Source organism: Marinobacter persicus (assembly GCF_002934325.1).
GTDB classification, from domain to species: Bacteria; Pseudomonadota; Gammaproteobacteria; order Pseudomonadales; family Oleiphilaceae; genus Marinobacter; species Marinobacter persicus_A.
Window position 1 is genome coordinate 67,043 of the sequence record NZ_PTIV01000009.1, and the last position, 23,852, is coordinate 90,894.

General features: G+C 59.3%; 24 protein-coding genes. 9 read left to right on the plus strand and 15 right to left on the minus strand.

Annotated features, from left to right (window positions below; genetic code table 11):
• Positions 1-48: 48 nt before the first annotated feature.
• Positions 49-1,503 (plus strand): B-box zinc finger protein, encoded by a 1,455-nt coding sequence (locus BY454_RS06945; RefSeq protein ID WP_104415474.1) that lies wholly within the window; start codon positions 49-51, stop codon positions 1,501-1,503.
• On the opposite strand, the gene BY454_RS06950 is transcribed toward BY454_RS06945, so the two are convergent.
• From BY454_RS06950 to BY454_RS06960, 3 genes are all read right to left on the minus strand, one after another.
• Positions 1,500-2,951, minus strand: coding sequence for a rhomboid family intramembrane serine protease (locus tag BY454_RS06950; protein WP_104415473.1), 1,452 nt, complete (start codon positions 2,949-2,951; stop codon positions 1,500-1,502). The genes BY454_RS06945 and BY454_RS06950 overlap by 4 nt on opposite strands.
• A gap of 60 nt (positions 2,952-3,011) precedes the next feature.
• Positions 3,012-3,413, minus strand: coding sequence for an MAPEG family protein (locus BY454_RS06955; protein ID WP_104415472.1), 402 nt, complete (start codon positions 3,411-3,413; stop codon positions 3,012-3,014).
• A 96-nt stretch (positions 3,414-3,509) separates the two neighbouring features.
• A complete protein-coding gene (locus BY454_RS06960) occupies positions 3,510-4,211 on the minus strand; it encodes a lysophospholipid acyltransferase family protein (RefSeq protein WP_104415471.1) in 702 nt (233 codons plus the stop codon).
• Positions 4,212-4,399: 188 nt separating this feature from the next.
• Here BY454_RS06960 and BY454_RS06965 point away from each other — a divergent pair, with 188 nt between their 5' ends.
• A complete protein-coding gene (locus tag BY454_RS06965) occupies positions 4,400-5,707 on the plus strand; it encodes a DUF3422 family protein (RefSeq protein WP_104415470.1) in 1,308 nt (435 codons plus the stop codon).
• 33 nt (positions 5,708-5,740) lie between these two features.
• Here BY454_RS06965 and BY454_RS06970 read toward each other — a convergent pair whose 3' ends face one another.
• Positions 5,741-6,520 (minus strand): ATP-binding protein, encoded by a 780-nt coding sequence (locus BY454_RS06970; RefSeq protein WP_258075588.1) that lies wholly within the window; start codon positions 6,518-6,520, stop codon positions 5,741-5,743.
• A 134-nt stretch (positions 6,521-6,654) separates the two neighbouring features.
• Here BY454_RS06970 and BY454_RS06975 point away from each other — a divergent pair, with 134 nt between their 5' ends.
• Both BY454_RS06975 and cysK read left to right on the plus strand, forming a co-directional pair.
• On the plus strand, positions 6,655-9,474 hold the full coding sequence (locus BY454_RS06975; RefSeq protein WP_258075589.1) for a transporter substrate-binding domain-containing protein: 2,820 nt from the start codon (positions 6,655-6,657) through the stop codon (positions 9,472-9,474).
• An 11-nt stretch (positions 9,475-9,485) separates the two neighbouring features.
• Entirely contained in the window at positions 9,486-10,457 is a 972-nt protein-coding gene (gene cysK, locus BY454_RS06980) for a cysteine synthase A (protein WP_104415468.1), read from the plus strand.
• Here the strand turns inward: cysK and BY454_RS06985 are convergent.
• Both BY454_RS06985 and BY454_RS06990 read right to left on the minus strand, forming a co-directional pair.
• On the minus strand, positions 10,420-11,346 hold the full coding sequence (locus BY454_RS06985) for a DNA ligase (RefSeq protein ID WP_104415467.1): 927 nt from the start codon (positions 11,344-11,346) through the stop codon (positions 10,420-10,422). The genes cysK and BY454_RS06985 overlap by 38 nt on opposite strands.
• A gap of 70 nt (positions 11,347-11,416) precedes the next feature.
• Positions 11,417-11,674, minus strand: a complete 258-nt coding sequence (locus tag BY454_RS06990) for a YdcH family protein (RefSeq protein ID WP_104415466.1) — start codon at positions 11,672-11,674, stop codon at positions 11,417-11,419.
• Positions 11,675-11,872: 198 nt separating this feature from the next.
• Between BY454_RS06990 and BY454_RS06995 the strand changes: the two genes are divergently transcribed.
• Entirely contained in the window at positions 11,873-12,184 is a 312-nt protein-coding gene (locus BY454_RS06995; RefSeq protein WP_104415465.1) for a site-specific integrase, read from the plus strand.
• 154 nt (positions 12,185-12,338) lie between these two features.
• Entirely contained in the window at positions 12,339-12,917 is a 579-nt protein-coding gene (locus BY454_RS07000; protein ID WP_104415464.1) for a porin family protein, read from the plus strand.
• A 49-nt stretch (positions 12,918-12,966) separates the two neighbouring features.
• Here BY454_RS07000 and greB read toward each other — a convergent pair whose 3' ends face one another.
• Positions 12,967-13,443, minus strand: coding sequence for a transcription elongation factor GreB (greB, locus tag BY454_RS07005; RefSeq protein ID WP_104415463.1), 477 nt, complete (start codon positions 13,441-13,443; stop codon positions 12,967-12,969).
• A 198-nt stretch (positions 13,444-13,641) separates the two neighbouring features.
• Between greB and BY454_RS07010 the strand changes: the two genes are divergently transcribed.
• Positions 13,642-13,851: a hypothetical protein gene (locus BY454_RS07010; RefSeq protein WP_104415462.1), complete on the plus strand. Its 210-nt coding sequence runs from the start codon at positions 13,642-13,644 to the stop codon at positions 13,849-13,851.
• Here the strand turns inward: BY454_RS07010 and BY454_RS07015 are convergent.
• The 8 genes from BY454_RS07015 to ftsY form a co-directional block, all read right to left on the minus strand.
• Positions 13,805-15,256, minus strand: coding sequence for a sensor histidine kinase (locus tag BY454_RS07015; RefSeq protein ID WP_104415461.1), 1,452 nt, complete (start codon positions 15,254-15,256; stop codon positions 13,805-13,807). The genes BY454_RS07010 and BY454_RS07015 overlap by 47 nt on opposite strands.
• On the minus strand, positions 15,243-15,923 hold the full coding sequence (locus tag BY454_RS07020) for a winged helix-turn-helix domain-containing protein (protein WP_091706375.1): 681 nt from the start codon (positions 15,921-15,923) through the stop codon (positions 15,243-15,245). The genes BY454_RS07015 and BY454_RS07020 overlap by 14 nt, the downstream gene beginning before the upstream one ends.
• Positions 15,924-16,032: 109 nt before the next feature.
• Positions 16,033-16,821 carry a hydroxypyruvate isomerase gene (gene hyi, locus BY454_RS07025; protein ID WP_104415460.1) on the minus strand — a complete coding sequence of 263 codons (789 nt, stop codon included), beginning with the start codon at positions 16,819-16,821 and terminating at the stop codon, positions 16,033-16,035.
• Between the two features lie 3 nt (positions 16,822-16,824).
• Positions 16,825-17,745 (minus strand): NAD(P)-dependent oxidoreductase, encoded by a 921-nt coding sequence (locus BY454_RS07030; protein WP_104415459.1) that lies wholly within the window; start codon positions 17,743-17,745, stop codon positions 16,825-16,827.
• 333 nt (positions 17,746-18,078) lie between these two features.
• Positions 18,079-18,939 (minus strand): RNA polymerase sigma factor RpoH, encoded by an 861-nt coding sequence (gene rpoH / locus BY454_RS07035; protein ID WP_104415458.1) that lies wholly within the window; start codon positions 18,937-18,939, stop codon positions 18,079-18,081.
• 195 nt (positions 18,940-19,134) lie between these two features.
• The gene (ftsX, locus tag BY454_RS07040) at positions 19,135-20,139 is read right to left on the minus strand and encodes a permease-like cell division protein FtsX (RefSeq protein ID WP_104415457.1); all 1,005 of its coding nucleotides are present in this window, start codon (positions 20,137-20,139) and stop codon (positions 19,135-19,137) included.
• The gene (gene ftsE, locus BY454_RS07045; RefSeq protein ID WP_104415456.1) at positions 20,140-20,829 is read right to left on the minus strand and encodes a cell division ATP-binding protein FtsE; all 690 of its coding nucleotides are present in this window, start codon (positions 20,827-20,829) and stop codon (positions 20,140-20,142) included. It lies immediately after the preceding gene.
• A 41-nt stretch (positions 20,830-20,870) separates the two neighbouring features.
• Positions 20,871-22,148: a signal recognition particle-docking protein FtsY gene (gene ftsY, locus BY454_RS07050; protein ID WP_104415455.1), complete on the minus strand. Its 1,278-nt coding sequence runs from the start codon at positions 22,146-22,148 to the stop codon at positions 20,871-20,873.
• A 156-nt stretch (positions 22,149-22,304) separates the two neighbouring features.
• Between ftsY and rsmD the strand changes: the two genes are divergently transcribed.
• Both rsmD and mutM read left to right on the plus strand, forming a co-directional pair.
• Positions 22,305-22,952 carry a 16S rRNA (guanine(966)-N(2))-methyltransferase RsmD gene (gene rsmD / locus BY454_RS07055; RefSeq protein WP_104415454.1) on the plus strand — a complete coding sequence of 216 codons (648 nt, stop codon included), beginning with the start codon at positions 22,305-22,307 and terminating at the stop codon, positions 22,950-22,952.
• A gap of 14 nt (positions 22,953-22,966) precedes the next feature.
• Positions 22,967-23,779 (plus strand): bifunctional DNA-formamidopyrimidine glycosylase/DNA-(apurinic or apyrimidinic site) lyase, encoded by an 813-nt coding sequence (gene mutM, locus BY454_RS07060; protein WP_104415453.1) that lies wholly within the window; start codon positions 22,967-22,969, stop codon positions 23,777-23,779.
• Positions 23,780-23,852: the final 73 nt, after the last annotated feature.

Consider the following 23,852-nt stretch of genomic DNA (forward strand, 5'->3'; position numbering starts at 1 on the left):
TCTGCCATCATTCCGGGGATTAAGACCAGGGAACGGGAGCCGATCACTGTGAAGCACGATTGCCATTACCATCCGGGCGAACCCGCCAAATGGCACTGCGGTGAATGCCAGATCTATTACTGCACCCAATGTATGCCGGATGCCGGAGACCGGGCGCGCCAGGGGCAGTGCCCTCATTGCAGCAAAATCATGCGCTATCTGGGCGCGGCCACCGAAGTGGTGCCGTTCTGGCAACGTATTGGCGCTTTCTTCCGCTACCCGTTTCACACCGATCCTCTGATCGTCATCGCCATCTGCACCCTGGTACCGATACTGGCCCCCAACAACCTGGTTGGCGGGCTTGTCTGGTTGGTGCTGGCTCTGGCGCTGTTCAAATACACCTACGCGGTGATCAATCACACCGCCGAGGGCCACCTCAAACCACCGCCCCTGGCCATGGCCTTTACCGGCAGTGGTTTCAGCATTGTCGTCCTGCAATTACTGGTGTTTGTGGTGATGGGGGCGCTGGTGTTCGCCTCGGGCATGCTGGGCGGGCCTATCCTGATGTTCCTGGCCCTGGCCTTCGTGGTGCTGGCACTGCCGGCGAGCATCATGGTGCTGGCTATGGAGCGTGCGGTCGGCCCGGCGGTCAACCCATTAAACCTCGCGGTGCTGATGTCCCGCATCGGCAGCCCTTACTTCGTGCTTTATGGATACCTGATCCTTCTGATCGCCGCCTCGGGCGCAGCGCAGGATTTCGCGGTAACCCACTTTCCCCTTTGGGCCGCGCAGCCACTGGCGGGTTTTCTGAACAGTACCTTCATGCTGATGCTGTTCCACATGCTGGGTTACCTGTTATTCCAGTATCAGGAAGAACTGGGCTTCGCCTCCGATATCCAGGACGATGAGCCGGAAGCCGACAATTCGTTGCGTAACCGCAGCTCCCGGCTGGACGCCGATCTGGACATGAACCTGAAAGATGGCAACTACGACCGGGCACAAACCCTGCTCAAGGAAGCACTAAAACGGGACCAGAATGACCCGGTACGCCTTGGCCAGCTCTACAAACTGCTCACAGCCCGCCATGACACTACCGAACTGTATCGCTACCACCCCCGGCTGATGGCGTGGTTGGTAGCGCAGCATGATGGCGATGGCCTGAACCGGTTGCTCAAACAGTTACTGGTGGCAGAACCGGCATTCCAGCTGGATGACCCGGCGCTGGCCGTGCAGAGCGCGGAAACCCTGTACCGGGCTGGCCACTGTAAGGCCGCATTGAGGTTGGTGCAGGATTTCCACAAGCGCTTCCCGGACAGTGACCAACTGGCGCCCGCCTACCTGCTGGCAGCGCGGGCACTGGCCAACGGTCTGCAGCAATGGGATAAGGCCAAGGCCTTCCTGATGTTCATCAAGAAACGCTGCACCAGCCATCCTATTCATCAGCAGATAGACACCTGGCTGGAACAGGCTGAGCAGCATCAACCGTTGAAAGGCCCCCGGGCAACGTTTCAGGTACCCGACTAGATCGTTCCCTGCAACAAGTGGCGGTAGTGGCTGGCCTTGGAGCCGAGTTGCAGCTTTTCAAACTCGGCAATCAATAACCGACACGCCTCTTCCGTCACTTCCGGCCCGGCAGTCTGGCGCAGGCGCTCGAACGCCTTTTCCGCGGTCTTCATGTCCTGCTGTTTGAGGCTGGCGAACAGCACACGGTTATGATCGTCCGCTGCCAGGGGATAATGGGGCTCGCCCTCTTTCAGGTATTCCTGCCAGGTCTGCACCATTTTCTCCGGTTGACGATGGGCAAGGGCATCGCTCATCCGTTCCCGGGCCCGTTGGCGGTAGGCTGGCTGGTCCGGCCGGAGTTTGGCCAGTTGGTAGAGGTGGTCCAGCAGAATGGGTCGGTCGGGATACTGCTCATACAGCGCCTGGAACTGGCGCCGGGCCAGGTCAAACTCCATACGGCCGATGCTGGCCATGGCCTGGGCATAGGCGCTGGTGAAACGGGCGTCTACCTCCTCCTGTTCCGGTTCAAAGAATTCCTGGCGAACCTGCAGCCAGCTTTTGCCAAACGCTGCCACCAGGCCGGCACCGGCCAGCAAGCCGCCCGCGTGGGCCATGTAGGCAATCCCGGTGGCACCGGCAAACCAGTAATCGTAAATCTCCTTGCCCAGCCACACCGGCAGTATGGCCAGGGCGGGCGCCCGGAAATAATTGAAGTACACCCCGAGGAACACGAAGAACCGGATCTTCTGCAGGCCATAAATGGCCACATACATGCCCATCAGGCCGGAAATGGAGCCCGAGGCCCCTACCAGGGGAACGTGACTGCCCATGGAGAAGGCGGTAAAGACCAGGCCTGACAACGCCCCACACAGCAGATAGGCCACCAGGTACCGGGCCGGCCCCAGCGCTTTTTCCACGGTAAACCCAAGCAGGAACAGAAACACCAGGTTGCCGATGATATGGCCCCAGCCACCGTGCAGGAACTGGTAGGTAATCAGTGTGTAGGGCGTTAATTCACCGGGCACCAAGCCAAGCTGGTAGGTACTAATGCGGGACAACCACTGTTGTTCGACCGCGCTCCGGTGTTCCAGCCAATACCGGCGCTCGGCAGGCGTCCAGATCAGGCTTTCGTTGTCTTGCAGGTATTGGTAGAAATCGCGGTCGGTGAGCAGCGCCAGCGCCTGCCAGACTTCTTCATTATCCCGGCGCAGGGACTGGAATTCCTGGAGATCCTGAAGCCGTTCCTGGCGTTCTTCAAAGCGGACTTCCCGTTCCAGGTAATCCTCGTAAGCCGGCGCTTCCAGAACCAGCAGATCCGTTTCCAGATACTGCTCCAGCGCCGCCTGCATCTTGCGGTCGTCGTCCCCCTGATAGAACAGGAACACCAGCACACAGGCCAGCATCAGGCCCAGGGTGACCCAGGGAGGCTTGCGCCAATCAACGGAATTTTCTGCGGGGATAATCAGCATAAGCCCTCACTGCCCTCCGTATTCATCCTTGAACGCCCCGCTATAGGCGTAATGGCGGGGTCAGCCGTACACCTGCCAGACATTCCACAACAGCAGCCCAGCCGCAACGAGGATCGCCAGCCAGGTCAGCAGGATGCCCACCATCCGGGCTTTGTGGGGCTGGCCCTTGCCATTGATCATACCCCAGGCATGCAGGATACGCCCGACCACCAGAGCCATACCGGTCCAATAGATGAGGGTTGCGGGAACGCCGTTGACTTCCGCAATGCCCAGCATAATCAGGCCCAGCGGAGCGTATTCGATCAGATTGGCGTGGGCACGCACCGCCGCTTCAAATTCCGGGTCGTCCGCTACGCCCAGTCCCTGGCGGTACTTGATCCGGTATTTCACCACCTGGGCTGACAGCACCAGCAGAAGCAGGCCGGTAACGGCCGCGAATACAGCAGTGACAGGTGCAATCATGCCGGGCACCCACCTTTATTCATCCCTTTCATCGCGCTCATTGTTCACCACACCAAAATTGTCCAGTCAGCAGACTGCCCGGTTTTGGCCGTCCCTTCAAGCAAGACCGTCGATGGCCTCCGCCATTTGCTCCCGGCAACGGGCCATGAGCTCCGGCACATCACTGGAGCTCATGCCGGCGGTCTCGATCGGGGGCAACACGCGAACGGGCACGGCCTTCCGGCGCCCCATCAAGCCTCGGGACTCACCTTTATAAGGCGCGGCACAGACCATGGTAATGGGCGCGCCGGCGGCAATGGCGGTATGGAACGCCCCTTTCTTGAACTTACCCAGCCCTCGTCCACGGCTGCGGGTACCTTCCGGGAAGACCCAGATACTCTTGTTTTCCCGGCGAATGGCGTCGGTGGTCGCGCGCATGGCCGCCACCGCTTTTTGCTGATCACCCCGGTTCAGGATGATATTACCGCCCAACCAGAACACCTGACCGAAAAAGGGCGTCCAGACCAATGACACTTTGCCCACGGTTACCGTACGCGGTGGCAGCAGATCCGCCATGATAAACAGGTCGTCGTTCTGTTGATGGTTCGCGATCACCACGGTGGGCCGGTCCCGGGGAATATTTTCACCTCCTTCCAGAGGCCGATCCATACCCAGGAAAAATCGTCCTGTGCGTGCAACCACCAGTCCCAGCAAACGGTTGTTATCCGGGTTGAACGGCCGGGCCAGGTACAACACCAGGGCCAGCATACAAATCACCGGTACGCTGACCCACGCCAATACTTTTCTCAACACTGCCATACTGCTTTTCTCAGGAGCTACAAATGGGCGTACAAGTGTACGCCAAACTGAAGGAATGACACTACTGACAATCCGCCATAAGGACCAACCCCACTTCCTACCTTAGAACCAATTCCGCTTACCGGCTGGGTAAGCCGGTCTTTTTCACGCTATGATTCGGCAAACCCTGACATGGCAAGGACCGTATCGTGCCCAACCTACTGGCCTCCCTGGACGTCCATCCGCTGCGTGAAGACCTGTACCGGGAACTTCATTCCCGACCGTTCCAGGTGATCCCGACCCATGCCCGGATTACCCACATCGCGGTGCTGACCTCCCGGGAACAACGTGATGAACAGTTCCGGCACCTCCAGAAACTGCATCGCCTGTTAGGAGAGCCCTGGCCGGAAGAAGAGGTCAGTTGCTACGAGCACACCCTGGGCAACCTGCGCATACGCCGCGAAGTGCACATGGAGTTTGCCACCTACACTTTCACCAACCTGGCCGAATCCAGCGCCGACCCCTTTGCCGAAACCGGCTTGAGCCTGCTGCCGCACGGCTGGCTCGATGAACTGGCCGGCACCATCGTGGCGGCCTTTCACGTCGACGTTAAACCTTCCTCACGGGACGCCCGCAGCGAGCTGGCGTTCCTGCGCAAGCATTTCGAGGGCATGCGGTTAGTAGGCAGCAGCCCGATGGAAGGCGCGGCCCGCATCCTGGGCTCTTTCCAGCTGCACAGCGACGGTTTCGGGCGTTTCATGGTGCTCAACCACGACATGTCGAACAGCCAGCTCGGTCGTCTGGTTCAGCGCCTGATGGAAATCGAGACCTACCGGCTCATGGCTTTGCTGGCCTTGCCGCTGGCGCGGCAAATCACGCCGGAACTCAACGCCATGGACCAGCAGATGTCAGAGATCACGCAATCGCTGGCAGACAATAATTCACCGGACGAACAGGCCATTTTGGCCCAACTGACGCACATTGCGGCCCGGATCGAGGCTTTTCGCGCCCATTCAACTTTCCGCTTTGCCGCCACCCGGGCCTACCACCGTATGGTACTGACGCGGTTGGAGGAGCTGCGCGAAGACGAGCTGTCGGGGCACCTGACCTTCCACGAATTCATGACCCGCCGGCTCACACCGGCCGTGGAGACCTGCGAGGCGGTTGGTGATCGGCTTGAGGACCTGTCCCGCCGGGTCGACCGGGCGTCCGAGATGATGCGCACGCGGGTGGACCTGGCCATCCAGAGCCAGAATCAGCAGTTACTCAGCTCCATGGACCGGCGTTCGCGCATTCAACTGATGATGCAGCACACCGTCGAAGGCTTCTCCGTGGTGGTTATCTCCTACTATCTGATCAGCCTGCTGAAAATGGCCATGGACGCCCTGCAGGAGTCGGGCGTGCAGTTCAATGAACCCCTGGCCCTGGGTATCAGCATTCCAGTCATCATGACGCTGGTTTTCCTCGGGGTACGACGGATTCACTACCGTTTTATCCGCATGGCCAAACACCAGTAGTCCGCCGCGATGTTTCAGGCAGCGTAGGCGGCCTCAGCAGAACCTGGGGTCGCCGGCGTACTGCCGGTAGAACTGCTGGGCGGTACGCCCGTTACGAACACCCTTACCAGTGGCAAACCGCATAGCCTCAAGATGCAGTTCCCCGCGGTCGGGCACGCTCGGAAATAGCGTGTCCACCGCCTGCAGGTAGATATCTTTGGAGAAGGGGTAAAAAGACAGCTGCAACCCGAAACGATCCGCCAGCGACACCTGTTCCTCGATGGCCTCGGCCGGGTGGAGTTCGCCACCGCGCACTTCACTGTTCACATTGTCGTTCATGAACTCGGGCATCAGGTGCCGGCGATTGGAAGTGGCGTAGACCCGGACGTTCTCCGGCGGCAGCTCCAGAGACCCCTCCAGCACACTTTTCAGTGCCTTGTAACCGGATTCGCCCACATCGAACGAAAGATCATCGCAATAAATCACGAACCGAAAGGGCAGCTCACAGATGTCATCCACAATCTCCGGCAGGTTCACCAGGTCGTCCTTGTCCACTTCGATCATCCGCAGTCCCTGGTCCTGATAACGATTCAGGAGAGCCTTGATCAGTGACGACTTGCCCGTGCCCCGGGAGCCCCAGAGCAGGGCGTTATTGGACGGCTCCCCAGCCAGGAAGCGCTCGGTGTTGCGAGCCAGCGCCTGTTTCTGGAGATCAATGCCCGTGAGATCCGACCAATCGACCGGATCAAGCCGGCGAATGGCCCGCAGCCCGGAACGATGACGGCGCCACAGGGCGGCGGGGGTGGTTTGCCAGTCAATGTTCGTGTCGCTCACAACAGTACTCCTGTGTTTCGTTGGCCGGAACCGGGATAGAGTCCTCCCAGACGTCCCAAATCTGGCCATATTGGACTGCCTGCGGGTAAGATCTGCAACTACAATGGACAAACCGACCACATGGAAACGTCACTTTGCCACTCAGTCAGCCCACTCCAGATCGCCAGTTAAGCACCATAGTCGGCCTGCTTCTGGCTGTTATGGTCGCCTTTACTGCGATTCTTGCCCTTCCGGCACAGGCTGAGGTACAGCAAGAGGCGCCCCACGTGGTCACCATTGGCGTGGTCGCCGATAACGAACCTTACACCTTTTTTGAGGGCCGCCAACCCACTGGTTTTTCCATCGATGTCCTGAGGCTGGTCGAGAAGCACAGCAACCTGCGTTTTGATTTCCGGGCCGGGAGCTGGCCAGACATCTACGCAGCCTTCCTGCGCGGCGACCTGGATGCCATCGACGGCATCTCCTGGCGTCCGGACCGGGCCGAGAAGATCCTGTTCACCACCCCTTATCACACCCGCGAAATCTATCTGATGCAGGACAGCGAGCGCCCCCTGCCGACGGTCCAGAGCCTTTCAGACCTCAAAGGCCCCCGGCTGACCCTGGACTATCTGGCCAACAAGAGTGGCTTTCGCTTCCTGGAACTCAATGGTCCCGCCCCACTGGACCGCTACTCGGAAGAGGATTTCCGCATTGGCGTACGCGTCGGCAACCCAGAACTGTTACAGGAAATCCAGCAGGCTCTGGATGCCATTCCCCAAACCCGCATCGACAATCTTCTGCAACGCTGGCAGGAATTCGGCGGAACCCAGGTAACCACCATGGGCAACCTGCCAATCACTGCGCGGCAACAACAGTACCTGTCCGGCCTGGGGCCCTTGCGGGTGGGATTCATGGAAGACTACGCGCCCTTCAGTTTCGCTGACGGCGGACGGGTTCTGGGCCTCAGTGTTGATGTCATGAACCGCCTGGCCGACCTGACCGGCATTCAGGTTATCCCGGTCCAGGCACAATGGACCGAGTTGATTGACATGCTCAAGCACGGCGAGATCGACATCCTGGCCAATATGTCCTATCGCCCCGAACGGGAAACCTTTGCCCGCTTCACCCGGCCGTATCATGTCATTCCCAACGTGGTCTTCACGCTGGACGACACCCTGAACTACTCCGACGTTAAAGATCTCAAAGAATACCGGGTGGCCCTGGGCTCAGGCATCTACTACGAAGACACGGTACGAGAGATTCTGGGCGATTCCGGCATCTACGCTTACGACTCGCAGCAATCCATGATGCAGGCCTTGAGAGAAGGCGATGTCGATGCTGTCATCACCGCCCTGCATTCGGGCAACTACTGGATCCGGCAACTGGGCATCAGTGGCGCCCGGATTGCCGGCGAGTTCAAGCTACCCGGCATGGCCGGCGAAGATCTCCGCTTTGGCGTGCGCCCCTCCCTGTCGCCCCTGGCGGACATCCTCAACCAGGGCCTGGCCAGCATCACCCCCACCGAAGAACAGGTCATTGAAAACCGCTGGCTGGGCGCCAGTCTCCCCTACCTGGACAAATCGGCCCCGGACTTTGAGTGGACCAAAGAACAACAACGCTGGCTGGACCAGCGAAACCGGGAAATCACCTTTTGTGCCGACCCGGCCTGGATGCCATTGGAAGGCATTCGGGACGGCAAGCACGTTGGTTTGGCCTCAGACGCCCTCGCGCTGTTCAGCAAGCGTGGCGAGCTGAGCTTCCGGCTGGTAGAGACCGACAGCTGGCCAGAGGCTGTCGAGGCGGCCAAAAGCCGGCGTTGCGACATGTTCCCCCTCGCCATGCAGACCCCTAACCGGCTGGCTTATATGGACTTCACATCCCCCTACCTGGAAGTGCCCAATGTGGTTGTCGGCCGCATCAGTGCCCCTTTCATCCAGAGGCTGAGCGACCTGGGAGAGGAGCCCGTAGGTATTGTTGAAGGCTATGCCTTTGCCGAACTCCTGGAAAGGCGGAATCCCTCGTTGAACCTGGTGACGGTAAACTCTGAGCAGGAAGGCTTGAGGCAACTGCAAAACGGTGACCTGGCCGGCTACATCACCACCCTGGCTACAGCCAGCTATTATATGCAGTCCATGGGACTGGCCGATCTCAAAGTGATTGGCCGGGTACCAGCTGACTGGTCACTGTCTGTTGCCACGCGGAACGATGAGCCAATCCTGCAAGGGATCATGCAGCAACTGGTGACCAGCATGACGGCCGAAGAGCGGGACCAGCTTGAGCGAACCTGGCGCAATGTGGAGATCAAGGAGCAGGTTGACTATACCTTGCTCTGGCAGATTCTCCTCGCTGGCCTGGTGATCACCACCCTGCTGTTCTACTGGAATCGGAAGCTTGGCCACCTGAACCGCGAGCTGGCCACGGCCAACGAGGCACTCTCCTACCTGAGCGTTACCGATAACCTGACCGGGCTGGGCAACCGCACATTCTTCGACCGCGAGTTTCCCAAGAGCTTCCAGTGGTGCCAGCGACACCAGCAGGGCTTTGCCGTTGCCATGGTTGACGCCGACCTGTTCAAAAAGATCAACGACAGCCGCGGCCACGAAGTTGGCGACCAATGTCTGAAAGCCCTGACGGCTCTCATGCGTGAGCATTTCCGGCGCGACACAGACCGGCTGGCGCGCTTTGGCGGCGAGGAGTTTGTGATTTTCACCAGTTACCGCAGCCTGCCCGAGATCATCAATCGCCTTGAAAGTTACCGCCAGGCCGTGGCCAGCTATCATCATAAGGATCAGGAAGATTGCATACACCTGACCGTCAGCATTGGCCTGGCTTATGGATTGCCCGGCCCCGACAGTTCCCCGGCCCGATTCCTGCGGCTGGCAGACCAGGCCCTGTATCGGGCCAAACACAATGGTCGGAACCGGCTTGAGACCGTTCAGGCCAATGGCGGGCAGCATCACACAACCAATCACTGAAGGAGCCGAACATGAAGCGGATCTACGATGACAACTCTCTGTCCATTGGTAACACGCCTCTGGTCCGACTGAACCGGGTAAACAATGGCGCCACCATCTGGGCCAAGATCGAAGGCCGCAACCCGGCTTATTCGGTAAAATGCCGCATTGGCGCCGCCATGATCTGGGACGCTGAACAGCGCGGCGTCCTGAAACCGGGCATGACCATTGTCGAACCCACCAGTGGTAACACCGGCATCGCACTGGCCTTTGTGGCAGCGGCGCGGGACTACAAACTGATCCTGACCATGCCCTCGTCCATGAGTCTGGAGCGCCGCAAGGTCCTGAAAGCCCTGGGCGCTGAACTGGTGCTGACGGAACCAGCCAAAGGCATGGCCGGCGCCATTGCCAAGGCCGAGGAACTGGTGGCGGCCGATCCGGACAATCACTTCCTGCCCCAGCAGTTTGAAAACCCGGCAAACCCCCGCATTCACGAAGAAACCACCGGTCCGGAAATCTGGAAGGACACCGGCGGTGAGATCGATATCTTTGTCGGCGGCGTGGGCACAGGCGGCACCCTCACCGGGGTTTCCCGCTACATCAAGAAGACCTGTGGCAAGGACATTACCAGCGTGGCGGTGGAGCCATCGGACTCGCCGGTGATCAGCCAGGTACTGCGTGGGGAAGATCCTCAGCCTTCACCCCATAAGATTCAGGGCATCGGGGCCGGTTTTGTGCCGAAAAACCTGGATCTGGACCTGGTGGACGAGGTGCAGACCATCAGCAATGAAGACGCCATGGCCATGGCACACCGACTGATGCAGGAAGAAGGTATTCTCTGCGGCATCTCCTGTGGCGCCGCCGTGGAAGCTGCGGTGCGCATCAGCCAGAAGCCGGAATATAAGGGCAAGAATATCGTGGTGGTACTCCCGGATTCCGCCGAACGCTACCTGTCATCGGCACTGTTTACCGACCGCTTCGGTGAGCAGGAGACGGTTCAGTAACACCCGCAGCCTGCCCGGGTTCGTCATTGCGTATCCTCAGGAAGCTGGCGAACCTGGGCAGGCCGGTGGACGTCAGGCCCCGGTACCGGAAGGTAATGGTGCTGCCCACTGCCGGCGGGTGGCGACGTTGCTGATCGCTGAAACCGGTGCCGATACGCAATGCACGACCATCCGCCAGCTCGACCTCCAACGCTCCAAGCATGCCCGCGTATTTCCCCTGGCCTGCCGTATGGCCCACCACCCTGGCCTCTGCATCCTGGTAGCGTTTCACTTTCAGCAGATCGTCTGAACGACCGGCCTGATACAGGCTGTCGGTACGCTTGAGCATCAAGCCTTCACCACCTTTTGCCACGATGGCGTCAAGCTTGTCCATCAAGGCCTGATGGCTGCCTACCGGCTTCTGCACAACCAGCACCAGGTGCTCAAAGCCCGCTTCGTTCACCAACGCCTTCAACTGCCGGTAGCGTTCTGAAAACGGCGCGCCGTCGGCGGGCATATCAAACACATGAAAACGGACCTGTCGCCACTCTGCATCAACGGGATGGGCTTTGCGGACAACGCCGGATAAGCGCGCAAACTCGCCTCGGCCGGCCCAGAGTTCCCCATCAAGGGGGCGGGCGGGTAATGGGTCGGTGAACCAGTCCGGTGCCTGGTATTGGTGACCACCGCGGGACCACAATCGCTCCCCATCCCAATAGGCGCGCACACCATCGAGCTTTTCACTGAGCCAGTAGTTGCTCAGATCAACGTTTTGATCATAGCGGTTTGCCAGTGGCACTGCCGGCGGTTGAGCGGCATTAGCCGGCGGGAACAACCCATAGAGAAGAAGCCATAAGAAAGCGGAAGACAGCGCCCGTGAGCCGGGACTGACCAGGGTGAGAAGCGGCATTGTCCTTTGCCTTTTAGCAATCCATCAACGGTTTCCCGGGGCGCTCTCTAGCTGGCCCCGGGCACGTTCATCAGCTGGCCTGTGCGGCCTCGTAATCACGAACCATCGCGTACAGCTGGTCCTTGAGGTTCAGGCGAACCTTTTTCCGTTCTTCCAGGTATTCGTCGGAGGCGTGCTCGGTCCCGTTCTCAATGCGATACACCTCGTGGTCTACCTCGTGGTATTCCTCAAACAGCTTGGCAAAGTGATTATCTTTGGTTTTCAGCTCATGAATGGTGTCTTTTGAATTCGGCAATTCATGAAGCAGGTCGTGTTTTTCCAGAGACATAATCGGTTTCTCCCTTGGCGTCCTGAACACACTTAACACCCTCTCACTCTAGATGGGTCTGTGTCACCCCCTTTTGACCCGGATCAAGCCCACTGAAGCCTACACCCAAGGTCTGCCCCCGGGGACTTTGCAACGGTAAAGCGTTTGTCATATTCTGCGCGCCATAATACAACAATAAAATTGACAAGAGTTTTCATCATGGGAATCACGGAAGCCCTCGATCAGTCACGTCCCGGCATGGTGCGCGAAGTCGAAACCGCCATTAGCCAACGCCAGTTCAACCAGCGCACGCAGCAGACTTACCTGCACTGGATCAGTCGTTTTGTGCTGTTTCACGACCTGAAAGACCCGGACGAACTGGCCGACGAAGCCCGGCAACAGTTCCTCGCCTACCTGCGGGACAAGATCCGCCTGTCCCGAGCGAGAATGAACCAGGCCAGCCAGGCTCTGACCTTTTTCTACGAAGACGTGCTGAACAAACCCGCTCCCACTGACACCGTGGCTGCCTGATCCTCTGTGCCGCCAAGGCTATTAACAAATCTTAGTTCGGTGGTAACCCAAGAACGAGGCAATCCCTAGTACCGTGTCCGTAAGCAATCGCACCACACTCCGCGATTGCAGGTGAACTGAAAAGGACATCCGAACTTACTAGGAGGAATGCCTTATGAATTCAGGAATCCGTTTCGCTATTGTCACGGCCATCACGGCATCTGCGTTTGCCGCACCTGCGGCCTGGGCCCAAAGCAATATGCAGCAGGACCAGGCTGGCCCCTATATCACTGGCAGCTACGGTGGCTATAAATCCCACGGTGGGGAATTCGACGATGAGAACGACCTGCTGGGTGCCGGCGTGGGCTACCAATTCAGCGAGTTCTTCGCAGTGGAAGCTGAATACATCGATTTTGGGGATTTCGGCAATGACGAGGTCGAAGGCCAACTCAAGGGTGCGGGGCTCAGCGCCATTGGCCGCCTGCCGTTAACCCAAAGCTTTGGCATCTACGGTAAGGTTGGTGCATTCGCCTCCGCCTTCGACGTGGATGCCTTTGATGAGAGCGAAACTTACGATGAGGTAAATCCTTACGTCGGTGCTGGCGTTGATTTCCGTATCACTCAACACCTCACGGCGTTCGCTCAGTATGACCGTTTCAACGTGGACATTGATGAAAGTGACTTTAATGGCCAGATAACTAACGACGGTCCGGATTTCGATACCGGGCGCTTGGGCCTAAAATTCAAGTTCTAACCCAGAAAAAAGGGGCGGCTTCTGCCGCCCCTCCTATTACGCCCCATCATCATTCATGCTGGTATTCAATCTCGTCAATTTCCCACACCTTTGATGAATCCGGGGTTCTGACGACAATTTCTTCCCCGACGCTTTTACCCAGGCATGCTTTTACTACGGGCGCATGCACAGACACATAGTCCTTTTTGCCGTAGATCTCATCGGGTCCGACGATCCGAAACGTCAGCCTGTCATCGTTTTCGTCCACCAGGGTCACCCACGCACCAAAGAAGGCTTTGCCCTCCTGAGCGGGGCTGTACTCCACGACACGAAGCTTTGACAAACGGTTGCGCAGGTACCTGACCCGGCGATCAATCTCCCGGAGACGCTTTTTGTTGTACTGATAATCCGCGTTCTCCGAACGATCACCCAAACTGGCGGCCCACTGGACCTTTTTAGTCACTTCCGGCCGCTCCTTCCGCCAGAGATCATCCAGTTCCTGCTGGAGCTCGGCATACCCCGCCGGTGTAATTACGTTCGTATCCATAGTGCGCGCTGAAGGTAGGTGAGTTCTGAGGGCATAAAAAAACCCCGTAAGTAACGGGGTAAGGCTAGCGCTGTGCGGGAGTGGGAGGCAAGCGAATTGACCACTTGCCTCCGAATCTACAAACTTCATTATCCATACTTGGAATTACAGCGCCGTGGCCTGAGAATTACGTTTTCGCAAGAACGGAGACTTCCACTGATGAACAAAAAAGACATGCTGGAGCTGGCACTGAGGGGCGTGGATGCCCTGGGCTTCACTCTCGATAACCTGGGGGTCACCAGCCGCTTGAACCGCCACAACATCGCGGCCTTCGCCCTGGCCTGGCAGTGGCGACTTCAAGGCGAGAAAGACCGGCTTCAGATCAGGCTTTCTCGCTTTCGTCGGTGGTTTCCGGTCGGGTCGCCTTGATCCGTTTCCTGGAGCCGGAGTATGCGGGCAGGCGTACCGTCACGGTCAGCCCCGGCTTCTCTTCACCCGGATGGGTATCACTCAGCAGAATCTGGCCCTGATGAATCTCTGCCACCGCGCTGACCAGGCTCAGCCCCAGGCCGTTACCCGGCAGTGAGCGGCTCTTGCCCACCCGGTAGAAGCGCTGGAAAACCTGGTCTTTTTCATCGTCGGGCACGCCAATGCCCGAATCCTTCACCTCAAACACGGCGTCACTGCCATCCAGACGCACCACTACTTCAATCAGCCCATGCTCGGGGGTGTACTTGATGGCGTTATCGATCAGGTTGCTGATCATCTGGAACAGCAGATCCCGGTCGCCCTCAATCCGAACACCGGTCGCCAACTGCTGCCGGAACTCCTGCTCCTTATCCTCAGACAGTGCCTCGTAGAGTTCGCAGGCGTCGGTCACCAGCTCATCCAGCGCCACCAGCTTCATATCAGCGGTATTGCCCCGGGTTTCCAGCCGGGCGATGCGCAACAGGGCGTTGAATGTGGCCAGCAGTTGATCCGCTTCAGCCACCGCGCGGCCCACATGCTCCCGGGCCTCGTCGTTGTCGACCGTGATCAGGGTGCTTTCCAGTTGATTACGCAGACGCGTCAAAGGCGTACGCAAATCGTGGGCGATGTTGTCGGAAACGTGGCGGATACCCTCCATCAGGTACACGATGCGGTCCAGCATCTGGTTCAGGTTGTCCGCCAGCTGGTCAAAATCATCATCGGTACCGCGGGTGGGGATGCGCAGGGAAAGATGGCCGTTCATGATCCGGCGCGAGGTGTTGTTGATCACTTCAATACGACGGGTGGTGCTCCGGCTCATCAAAAAGCCGCCCAATAACGCCAGGGCCAGCGTAATACCCATGCCCCAGTTAATCGCGGCTTCTATCACGCGCTTGAGGTTGGTCAGGTCATCCACATCACGGCCCACCAGCAACCGAAGGCCACCCTGCACCTCAAAAATACGGGCTCGGGCCAGCCGTTCGGGGCCAGTCCAGCCCAGTGACTCGTTGAGTGTGAAGTTGATCCAGCCAGTCTCGGAAGCACGACTGTCATCCGGCCAGGTTTCCAGGTTACCGGCCAGCTTCAGGGAATCGTCGGTGGTGAGCAGGTAGATGGACTTGGCGTTCGGATCCCGGGCCACCCGTTCCCGGATGATGGTGATAAGCCCGTTTACGCCGCCACTACGGTACTGCTCCGCCAGACCGGCGATTTCCGCTTCGATCGTCTCGTCGGTCTGGGCGGTCATGAAACCGGCGGTGCGCCAGTAGATGAAGGCCAGCAAAATGAACACGGAGGTGGCGAACACCACCATGTACAACAATGCTAGCTGGAACGAGGAAGTTCTAAGCTGACTAAGCAGTTTCACGCAGCATGTATCCCGCGCCCCGGATCGTCTGCAGAAGCGGGGTATCAAACTCCTTGTCAATCTTCGCCCGCAGACGGCTGATGTGAACATCAATCACATTGGTCTGGGGGTCAAAATGATAATCCCATACCTTCTCCAGCAGCATGGTGCGAGTCACCACCTGGCCAGCGTTACGCATCAGGTACTCCAGCAAACGGAATTCCCGGGGCTGGACATCAATGTTCTTACCCGCCCGCTTGACCGTCCGGGCCAGCAGGTCCATTTCCAGATCCGCCACTTTCAGCACCGTTTCGGTCTCAGGTGTCTGTTTGTTGCGGCGAATCAGGGATTCAATCCGTGCCAGCAACTCATGAAAGGAGAAAGGTTTGGTCAGGTAGTCATCCCCGCCACCCCGCAGGCCTTCCACCCGGGCGTCCACATCGCCCAGAGCGCTGAGAATAATCACGGGCGTCTGGTTACCGGTGGCCCGGACCGTCTTGATGATGGACAGCCCATCCATACCCGGCAGCATGCGATCCACGATCATGATGTCGTAGTCTTCGCTGGCGGCCATCATCATGCCTTCCTTGCCATCGGCCGCGTGGTCCACCACAAAATCGGATTCACGAAGTCCTTTCAACAGGTAGCTTGCTACATCCTGATCATCTTCGATTACCAGTGCTTTCACCGGTGGCCCTCCTGAGTAGTGTTGTTCACTGCCAACTTCATTCATGGCAACAGGGTACGGAGATCTCAAAAAACCGGCCAGTTACGATCCTGTAAGAGGCTGTCGCCGTTTACGACGCTTTATGCCCCGCCCCAAGCCAGCCCAGGGACTTTTCCGTGGTGGTTGAGGGGCGGTACTCCGCACTCATCCATCCATCGTAGCCCAGTCGGTCCAGGCCTGCGAAAACATTGGCAAAATGGATCTCGCCGGTGCCCGGTTCGTGACGTCCCGGGTTGTCGGCAAACTGCATGTGGCCAATCCAAGGAAGCAGACGCTCCACGGAGCGAAGCAGGTCCCCTTCCATAATCTGCATATGATACAGATCGTACTGCAGGCGCACATTCCCGGCCCCCACTTCCTCGATCACGGCGATTACCTTGTCGGAGGTATCCAGCAGGAAACCCGGCATGTCCACCCGGGAGTTGATCGCCTCCAGGCAAAGCGTCATGCCCTCCTCCGCCAGCCGGGCCGCCGCATAACGCACATTGGCCACCAGCGTTTCCCGGGCAATCAACCCGTCCAGCCCTTCCGGCTGCAACCCCGCCAAACAGTTCACCTGCTGGCATGCCAGGGCGCGGGCATAGCGGATCGCCTGCTCCACCCCGGCCCGGAACTCGTCCTCCCGGCCCGGCAGACAGGCAATGCCCCGCTCACCACCGTCCCAGTCTCCCGGCGGCAGGTTGAACAGCACCTGGGTCAGACCATTGGCCTGCAGCCGCTCCGCCAACTCCTCCGCCGGCCACTCGTAGGGAAACAGGTACTCCACCCCGGTAAAACCGGCTTCCCTAGCCTTGGCAAAGCGCTCCAGGAACGGCACTTCCGTAAACAGCATTGAAAGATTGGCAGCAAAGCGTGGCATGGCTTATTCCTTCTTTCCCTTGGCCGCCGGCAGCGACGAGCCCAGCAACGTTCCGTTCAAGTGCTCCAGTTCCAGCAACAACCCACTGTGGTCCACCTCACTATGGCCATTGGCCACCAGCGACCGATAGGCATTGTGCGTCTGCTGCGCCAGCGGAAGCGTCAGCCCCTCGGCCCGGGCCTCATCCAGGATCATTCGCAAATCCTTCAACTGAATCCGCGCCGGCGCCCCCGGCGCAAAATCCCGATCAATCATCCGCTGCCCGTGCAACTCCAGAATCCGACTGCCGGCAAAACCGCCCATCAACGCCTCCCGAACCGCCGCCGGGTCCGCACCGCCCTCGGCCGCCAGCAACAACGCCTCGGACACCGCGCCAATGGTAATCCCCACAATCGCCTGGTTCGCCAGCTTCGCCAACTGCCCGGCCCCCACCGGCCCAATACGCGTACACTTGCCCAGCGCCTCAAACACCGGCAACGCCCGCTCCACATCCTCCTCGGCGCCACCAGCCATGATGCTCAACCGAGCCTCGGCCGCCCCCACCGTGCCGCCCGACACCGGCGCATCCACATACCCGGCCTCCTTCTCTGCGGCCAGCTCTGCATGGCGCCGGGCCACCGATGGCTGCACCGAGCTCATATCAATCACCAGTGCCCCGGGCTTCAACGCCTCAATAGCCCCCTGGGCCACCAGCACATCCTCCACCACGTCACCGTTCTCCAGCATAGTGATCACCACATCCGCGTTGGCCACGGCTTCGGCGGGCGTCGAGGCAATGGTTGCCTCGCTGGCAAAAGGTTCACATTTACTGGCGGTGCGGTTCCACAAGGTCATGGGAAAACCCGCGTCCAGCAGGTTACGGGTCATCGGTGCGCCCATCAGGCCGATGCCGAGGAAAGCGATATGGGGAGTGCTTGAAGTCATTATTAGTTTGCCTATCTCCAAAAGCTTGAAGAAGTGTTGGGGTAGGCCTTTCCAAAAATTTGCGGAGCCAGGGGTGAAGAGCGAAAGCTCTTCACGGGCTGGCCATGGATGGCCTGCCCAGGACCCTCAGCGCGACGCAGGAGCAATTAGCGCTGAGGGGCGGAGGACAAGCGACCCAGGGATGGGCCGCCAGGAGCGCTTTTTGGAAAGGCCTACCCCAGCACTTCCACCCAAAGGTATGAATTGTGGCGGATTATGCCGATTATACAAACAAAAACGCCACCAACCGGAACCCGGCGGTGGCGTTTTCAGACCCTGAGGCTCTGCCCGAAATCAGGCAACCTCGGCCATCTGCATTTTGATCTTCTTCATGGCGTTCTTCTCAAGCTGACGAATCCGCTCAGCCGACACGCCATATTTGTCAGCCAACTCATGCAGCGTCGCCTTACCCTCGGACAACCAGCGTGCCCGAAGAATATCCTGACTACGCTCATCCAGCTTCATCAACGCCTGCATCAGCCGACCGTTGGCGTCCTCGGACCAGTCCGCGTTCTCCAGCTGCACCGCCGGATCGCTACGACGATCTTCCAGATAATGCGCCGGCGCCTGGTAGGCCGTGTCGTCGTCATCGTCCTGCGGGCCATCGAAAGCCGTATCCTGGGAAGCCAGACGACCTTCCATTTCACGGACCACCTTGGGCTCCACACCCAAGTCATCGGCGACCGCCTGCAGCTCATCGTGGTTCAGCCACTTCAGCTGCTTCTTCTGGCTGCGCAGGTTGAAGAACAGCTTGCGCTGGGCCTTGGTGGTCGCCACCTTCACGATGCGCCAGTTGCGCAGGATAAACTCGTGGATCTCGGCCTTGATCCAGTGCACCGCGAACGACACCAGCCGCACGCCGTACTCGGGATTGAACCGCTTAACGGCCTTCATCAGGCCGACATTGCCTTCCTGGATCAGATCCGCCTGAGCCAAGCCATAACCGGCGTAACTGCGGGCAATGTGAACCACAAATCTCAGATGAGAGAGCACCAGCTGACGGGCGGCCTCTACGTCACCCTGATAATAAAGCCGTTCGCCCAGATCGCGCTCTTCTTCCACCGAGAGCACCGGAATACGGCTTGCTGCCTGGATGTACGCTTCAAGATTCGCACCCGGGACCAGCCTGTCTGCCAACTGTAAACTCGTACCCATTCACTAACCTCCGAACCTGACGGCGCTTAAATATAGCAACAAAAAATAAGACCGCCAAGAAGTTAAAAAGTTCCCGAAATCCCCAGTAAAACGTTCTAAATCAACAATCTGCGGAATCAAGAACCAACGCTTTTAATGCTTACACGCTAGTCTTTCGCCAACGCATCTTTCAATACGGTTTTGCCGAAGTCCGGATCACCCTCCGGCAATATCGCCCGGGTCTATGTCATCCATATGACGCTTGACCGCGACCCAGGCACCCAACCAGCCTAACAGCATGGCGATAACAATCAACGCAAAAACGCCTTCAAGCCCCGGACCGTTGAGGGAGAAGTCGCTGTTATAGAGCCCTGCCAACCGCTCAATGGGGCCACTGAGCCACCAGAAGGTCACCTGAATCAGCAACCAGGCCACCACACCACCACCCAGGCCAAACCAGGCCCCGGTGTACAGGAACGGCCGACGAACAAAGGCATCGGTGCCACCCACCAGCTTGGCCACCAGGATTTCATCCCGACGGCTTTCAATAGCCAACCGTACCGTGTTGCCAATCACCAGCACCACCGCCGCCGCCAGCAACAGGGCCAGCGCCCAGGCCGCCCGGGTGAGGATGTCAGTCATGGCATTCAGGCGCTGGAGCCAGCCCAGGTCCACCTGCACCCGTTCAATCTCGTCCATGCCTTCTATAAAGGTTGCCAGCGATTGCACGCCTTTTGCCGTGCGAGCCCCCTCCTCCGGGGTGATCAGTAACGTATGGGGCAGCGGATTGCCCTCCAGAAAATCAAGCACGTCTCCCAACCCCGAAGACTCCCGGAACTCCGACAATGCCTGCCCACGCTCAATCAGCTCCACCGACGCCACCCGGCCGTACCCGTTCACGGTAAGGACCAGTTCATTGGCCTTTTCCAGCGGTACTCCCATTTCGATATAGGCGGTAATACGGGCGCTGCTTTCCCAACCCGAGCTGACGCCCTGAAGACTCCCCAACAACAGCAGCAAGGCTACCGGCAGCGACAGGGCAACCCCCATGACCGCCCAGGTCATCGCTGTGGCCACCGGGGTTTGCCAAAGCCGGCGAGCGGAATCCCGTGCCACCCGACGCTGGTGCACAAGGTACTGTTTCACCGGGGAAGCGGGCGCACCCCGGCCTTGCCTGGCGCCGCGCTGGCTGTCTGCATTCTGGCGAGAGTCAGTGGCCACTTACACCCTCCCGCCAGGCATGACCTGGGAACCTGCGCCGGCGGTCAGACGACCGTGATCCAGCGTAAGACGGCGCCGCCCCATGTCATTGATCAGGGCAATATCGTGACTGGCGATCAGCACGGTGACACCCACCTGACTGAACTGGGTGAATAGATGCATGATGTCCGCCGACAGCTCCGGGTCCAGGTTACCGGTGGGCTCATCCGCCAGCAGCAGCGGCGGCTTGTTGACCACCGCACGGGCAATGCCCACCCGCTGCTGCTCACCACCGGACAACTGCATCGGGTTCATCTTTTCCTTCTTCAGCAGGCCCACCTTATCCAGCGCGGCCCGCACCCGGCGGCCAATGTCCGTGGGGGATACGCCCATCACTTCCAGCGGCATGGCCACGTTGTCGAACACCGTCCGATCAAACAGCAGCTGATGGTTCTGGAAGACCACGCCGATGTGGCGGCGAAGATAGGGAATCTGGCGCTTGGGCAGGGTATTCAGGCGCTGGCCGCCAACCACCACTTCTCCGGCAGTCGGCCGTTCCATCACCATGAGCAGTTTCAACAGGGTACTTTTACCGGCACCGGAATGGCCGGTGAGAAACGCCAGTTCACCGCGATCCAGTTCGAAGCTGACCTGGCGCAGCGCAGTATGGTCGCTGTCGTAGCGTTTGGTGACCTGACGAAACTCGATCATGAACGGGTTTCCGTTAAATCCGAGGGGCGAAACTGGCCCGGTTATTCATCAAAGAGCGCATCCACGAAGGTTTCGGCATCGAAACTGCGCAGGTCGTCCACCTGCTCACCCACGCCAATGTAGCGAATGGGCAGCTGCAACTGGCGGGCGATGGCGAAGACAATGCCGCCCTTGGCGGTGCCGTCGAGCTTGGTCAGGGTAATACCGGACACGCCCACCGCCTGCTGGAACACCTGAGCCTGGCTCAGGGCATTCTGCCCCGTGCCAGCATCCAGTACCAACATGACCTCGTGAGGGGCCGAGTCGTCCAGCTTCTTCATCACCCGGACAACCTTCTCCAACTCGTTCATCAGATTGTCTTTGTTTTGCAGGCGCCCGGCCGTGTCGGCAATCACAATGTCCGTACCCCGGGATTTGGCGGATTGGATGGCGTCAAAAATGACCGAGGCACTGTCGGCACCGGTGTGCTGTGCCACCACCGGCACGTCGTTACGCTCACCCCAGACCTGCAGCTGTTCCACGGCAGCCGCACGGAAGGTATCGCCCGCCGCCAGCATCACTGATTTGCCTTCGCTCTGGAATTTTTTGGTGAGTTTGCCAATCGTGGTGGTCTTGCCAACACCGTTCACGCCCACCATCAGGATCACGTAAGGCTGCTTGCTGGTATCGATTTCCAGCGGTGTGGTCACACCCTTGAGCAGCCCCTGCAGTTCTTCACGCAAGGCTTTGCGCAGGGCTTCACCGTCCTTGAGCTGGTTGCGCTCAAGTTTGTCGGTCAACGAATCGATGATCTCCGTGGTGGCGGTCACGCCCACATCGGCCATCAGCAGTGTGGTTTCGATCTCCTCAATCAGGTCTTCATCGATCTTCTTGCCCACGGAGAACAGGTCGGCCATGCCGCCGGTCAGGTTGGCGCGGGTCTTACCCAGACCTTTTTTGATGCGCTCGAAGACGCTGAGCTGCGGCTCTGGCTCTGGCTCTGGCTCTGGCTCTGGCTCTGGCTCTGGCTCTGGCTCTGGCTCTGGCTCTGGCTCTGAAACAGTCTCCGCTGTTTTGGGCGCTTCGGCCGGTTCAGCAGGTTGCTCAGATCTGGCCTCCGGCTCAGGCTCGGCCTTTGGCGCTGCTTCCGGCTTCTCGGCAGACTCTTTGGAGGCAGCCGGCGCCTTGGACTCAGCCGGCGCCGGGCCTTCGGAGACCTCCGGTTTGCGCTGGGGAACCGGCTTCGGGCGGGGTACTCGTTTCCGGTTACCGACAATATCTGCCACAAAGATCAGGACAAGAAGGGCCAAAAGGCCGATTGAAATCCACTCTGCCGTCATAGTCTTACCGTTGTCTGGAAATGGGCGGGCCAAATAAGCACGACATTCTAGCAGACTGGCCGCGCTAAGTGAGGGCCTTCCCTATTATCGACTGCCTGGCGCTTTCCGGTACCATTACCCTCATTCACAGATCGTTCAGAATCCCGGAGCATTTGCATGGCGCGAGGCAAACCCGCACACCAGAAACCGGGCCCCAGAGGCAAGCGCAGCCAGGGCACCGAAGGGGAATTGCGCATCATCGGCGGCGACTGGCGCAGCCGAAAGCTGCGCTTCCCCGATGCCGGTGGCGTGCGCCCCAGCCCCGCCCGGACTCGCGAAACCCTGTTTAACTGGCTGAATTTTCACCTGGCCGGGCGCGACTGCCTTGACCTGTTTGCCGGTTCCGGCGCCTTGGGTCTGGAAGCCCTGTCCCGAGGGGCCGGCAGCGCGACGCTGGTGGATCACACTCCGGCCCTGGCCGGCGCCCTGAAAGCCAACCTGCAACTGCTAAAGGCCAGCAACGGCGAGGTCGTATGTAGGGACGTAACCCAATACCTGACACACCGGAACCGGCCACCCTTTGACATCATTTTCATGGACCCGCCCTTCCGCCAAGGCTGGCTGGAGCGCCTGCTGCCGCTGATTGACAGCCAACAATGGCTCAAGCCCGGCGGCTGGGTGTATGTGGAACACGAGAGTGAACTGGCTTCGTTTGCGACGCCCGCCGACTGGCACCTGCATCGACAGAAAACCGCGGGTCAGGTCACCTACAAGCTGTTCCGCAACCTTGCCGAACAACAGACCCCATCCGATCAAGACGACTAATCCCTGGAGGCCCGGTGCCGGAATTACCCGAAGTTGAAACCACCCGCCAGGGCATAGCCCCGCACTGCGAGGACCAGATCATCACCCGCGTGGCGGTACACAACGCCAGCCTGCGCTGGCCCGTGCCAGACGATCTTCCGCAGCAACTCGAGGGCCGGATCATCCGCTCCGTGGAACGCCGGGCCAAGTACCTGTTCCTGAACCTGGACACCGGCACCGTGATCATTCACCTGGGCATGTCCGGCAGCTTGAGGGTGATCACCGACGATACGCCGGCCATGAAACACGACCACGTGGAACTGGTACTGGGTAATGGCCGGACCCTTCGCTTCAATGACCCCCGGCGATTTGGCTGCTGGCTCTGGACCGAGAAAACGGCCACCCATCCCCTGATCCGAAACCTCGGCCCTGAGCCACTGTCCAACGAGTTCAACGGCGGCTGGCTGTACCGCTTGTCCCGTCAGAAACAGACGCCGGTGAAATCCTTCATCATGGACAACCACGTGGTGGTGGGTGCGGGCAACATCTACGCCAACGAGGCCCTGTTCAACGCCGGCATCCACCCGAAACGAAAAGCCGGAAGGATTAGCCTGGACCGCTACCACAAACTGGCCGAGGCCATTCGCGAAACCCTCATGGCCGCTATCCTGATGGGTGGCACCACTCTGCGGGACTTTGTGAACAGTGACGGCAAGCCGGGCTATTTTGCCCAGTCACTCTTGGTGTACGGCCGTGGCGGACAGCCCTGCCCCGAATGCCGGACTACCCTGAAGGAAATCCGCATGAACAATCGCAGCACCGTGTACTGCCCCCGATGCCAACGTTGAACAAGAAGCGCCAACACGAGAAAACAGTGAACCACACCCCGTTTTGGCCCAATTCGTGATGGCAGCCCGGCGA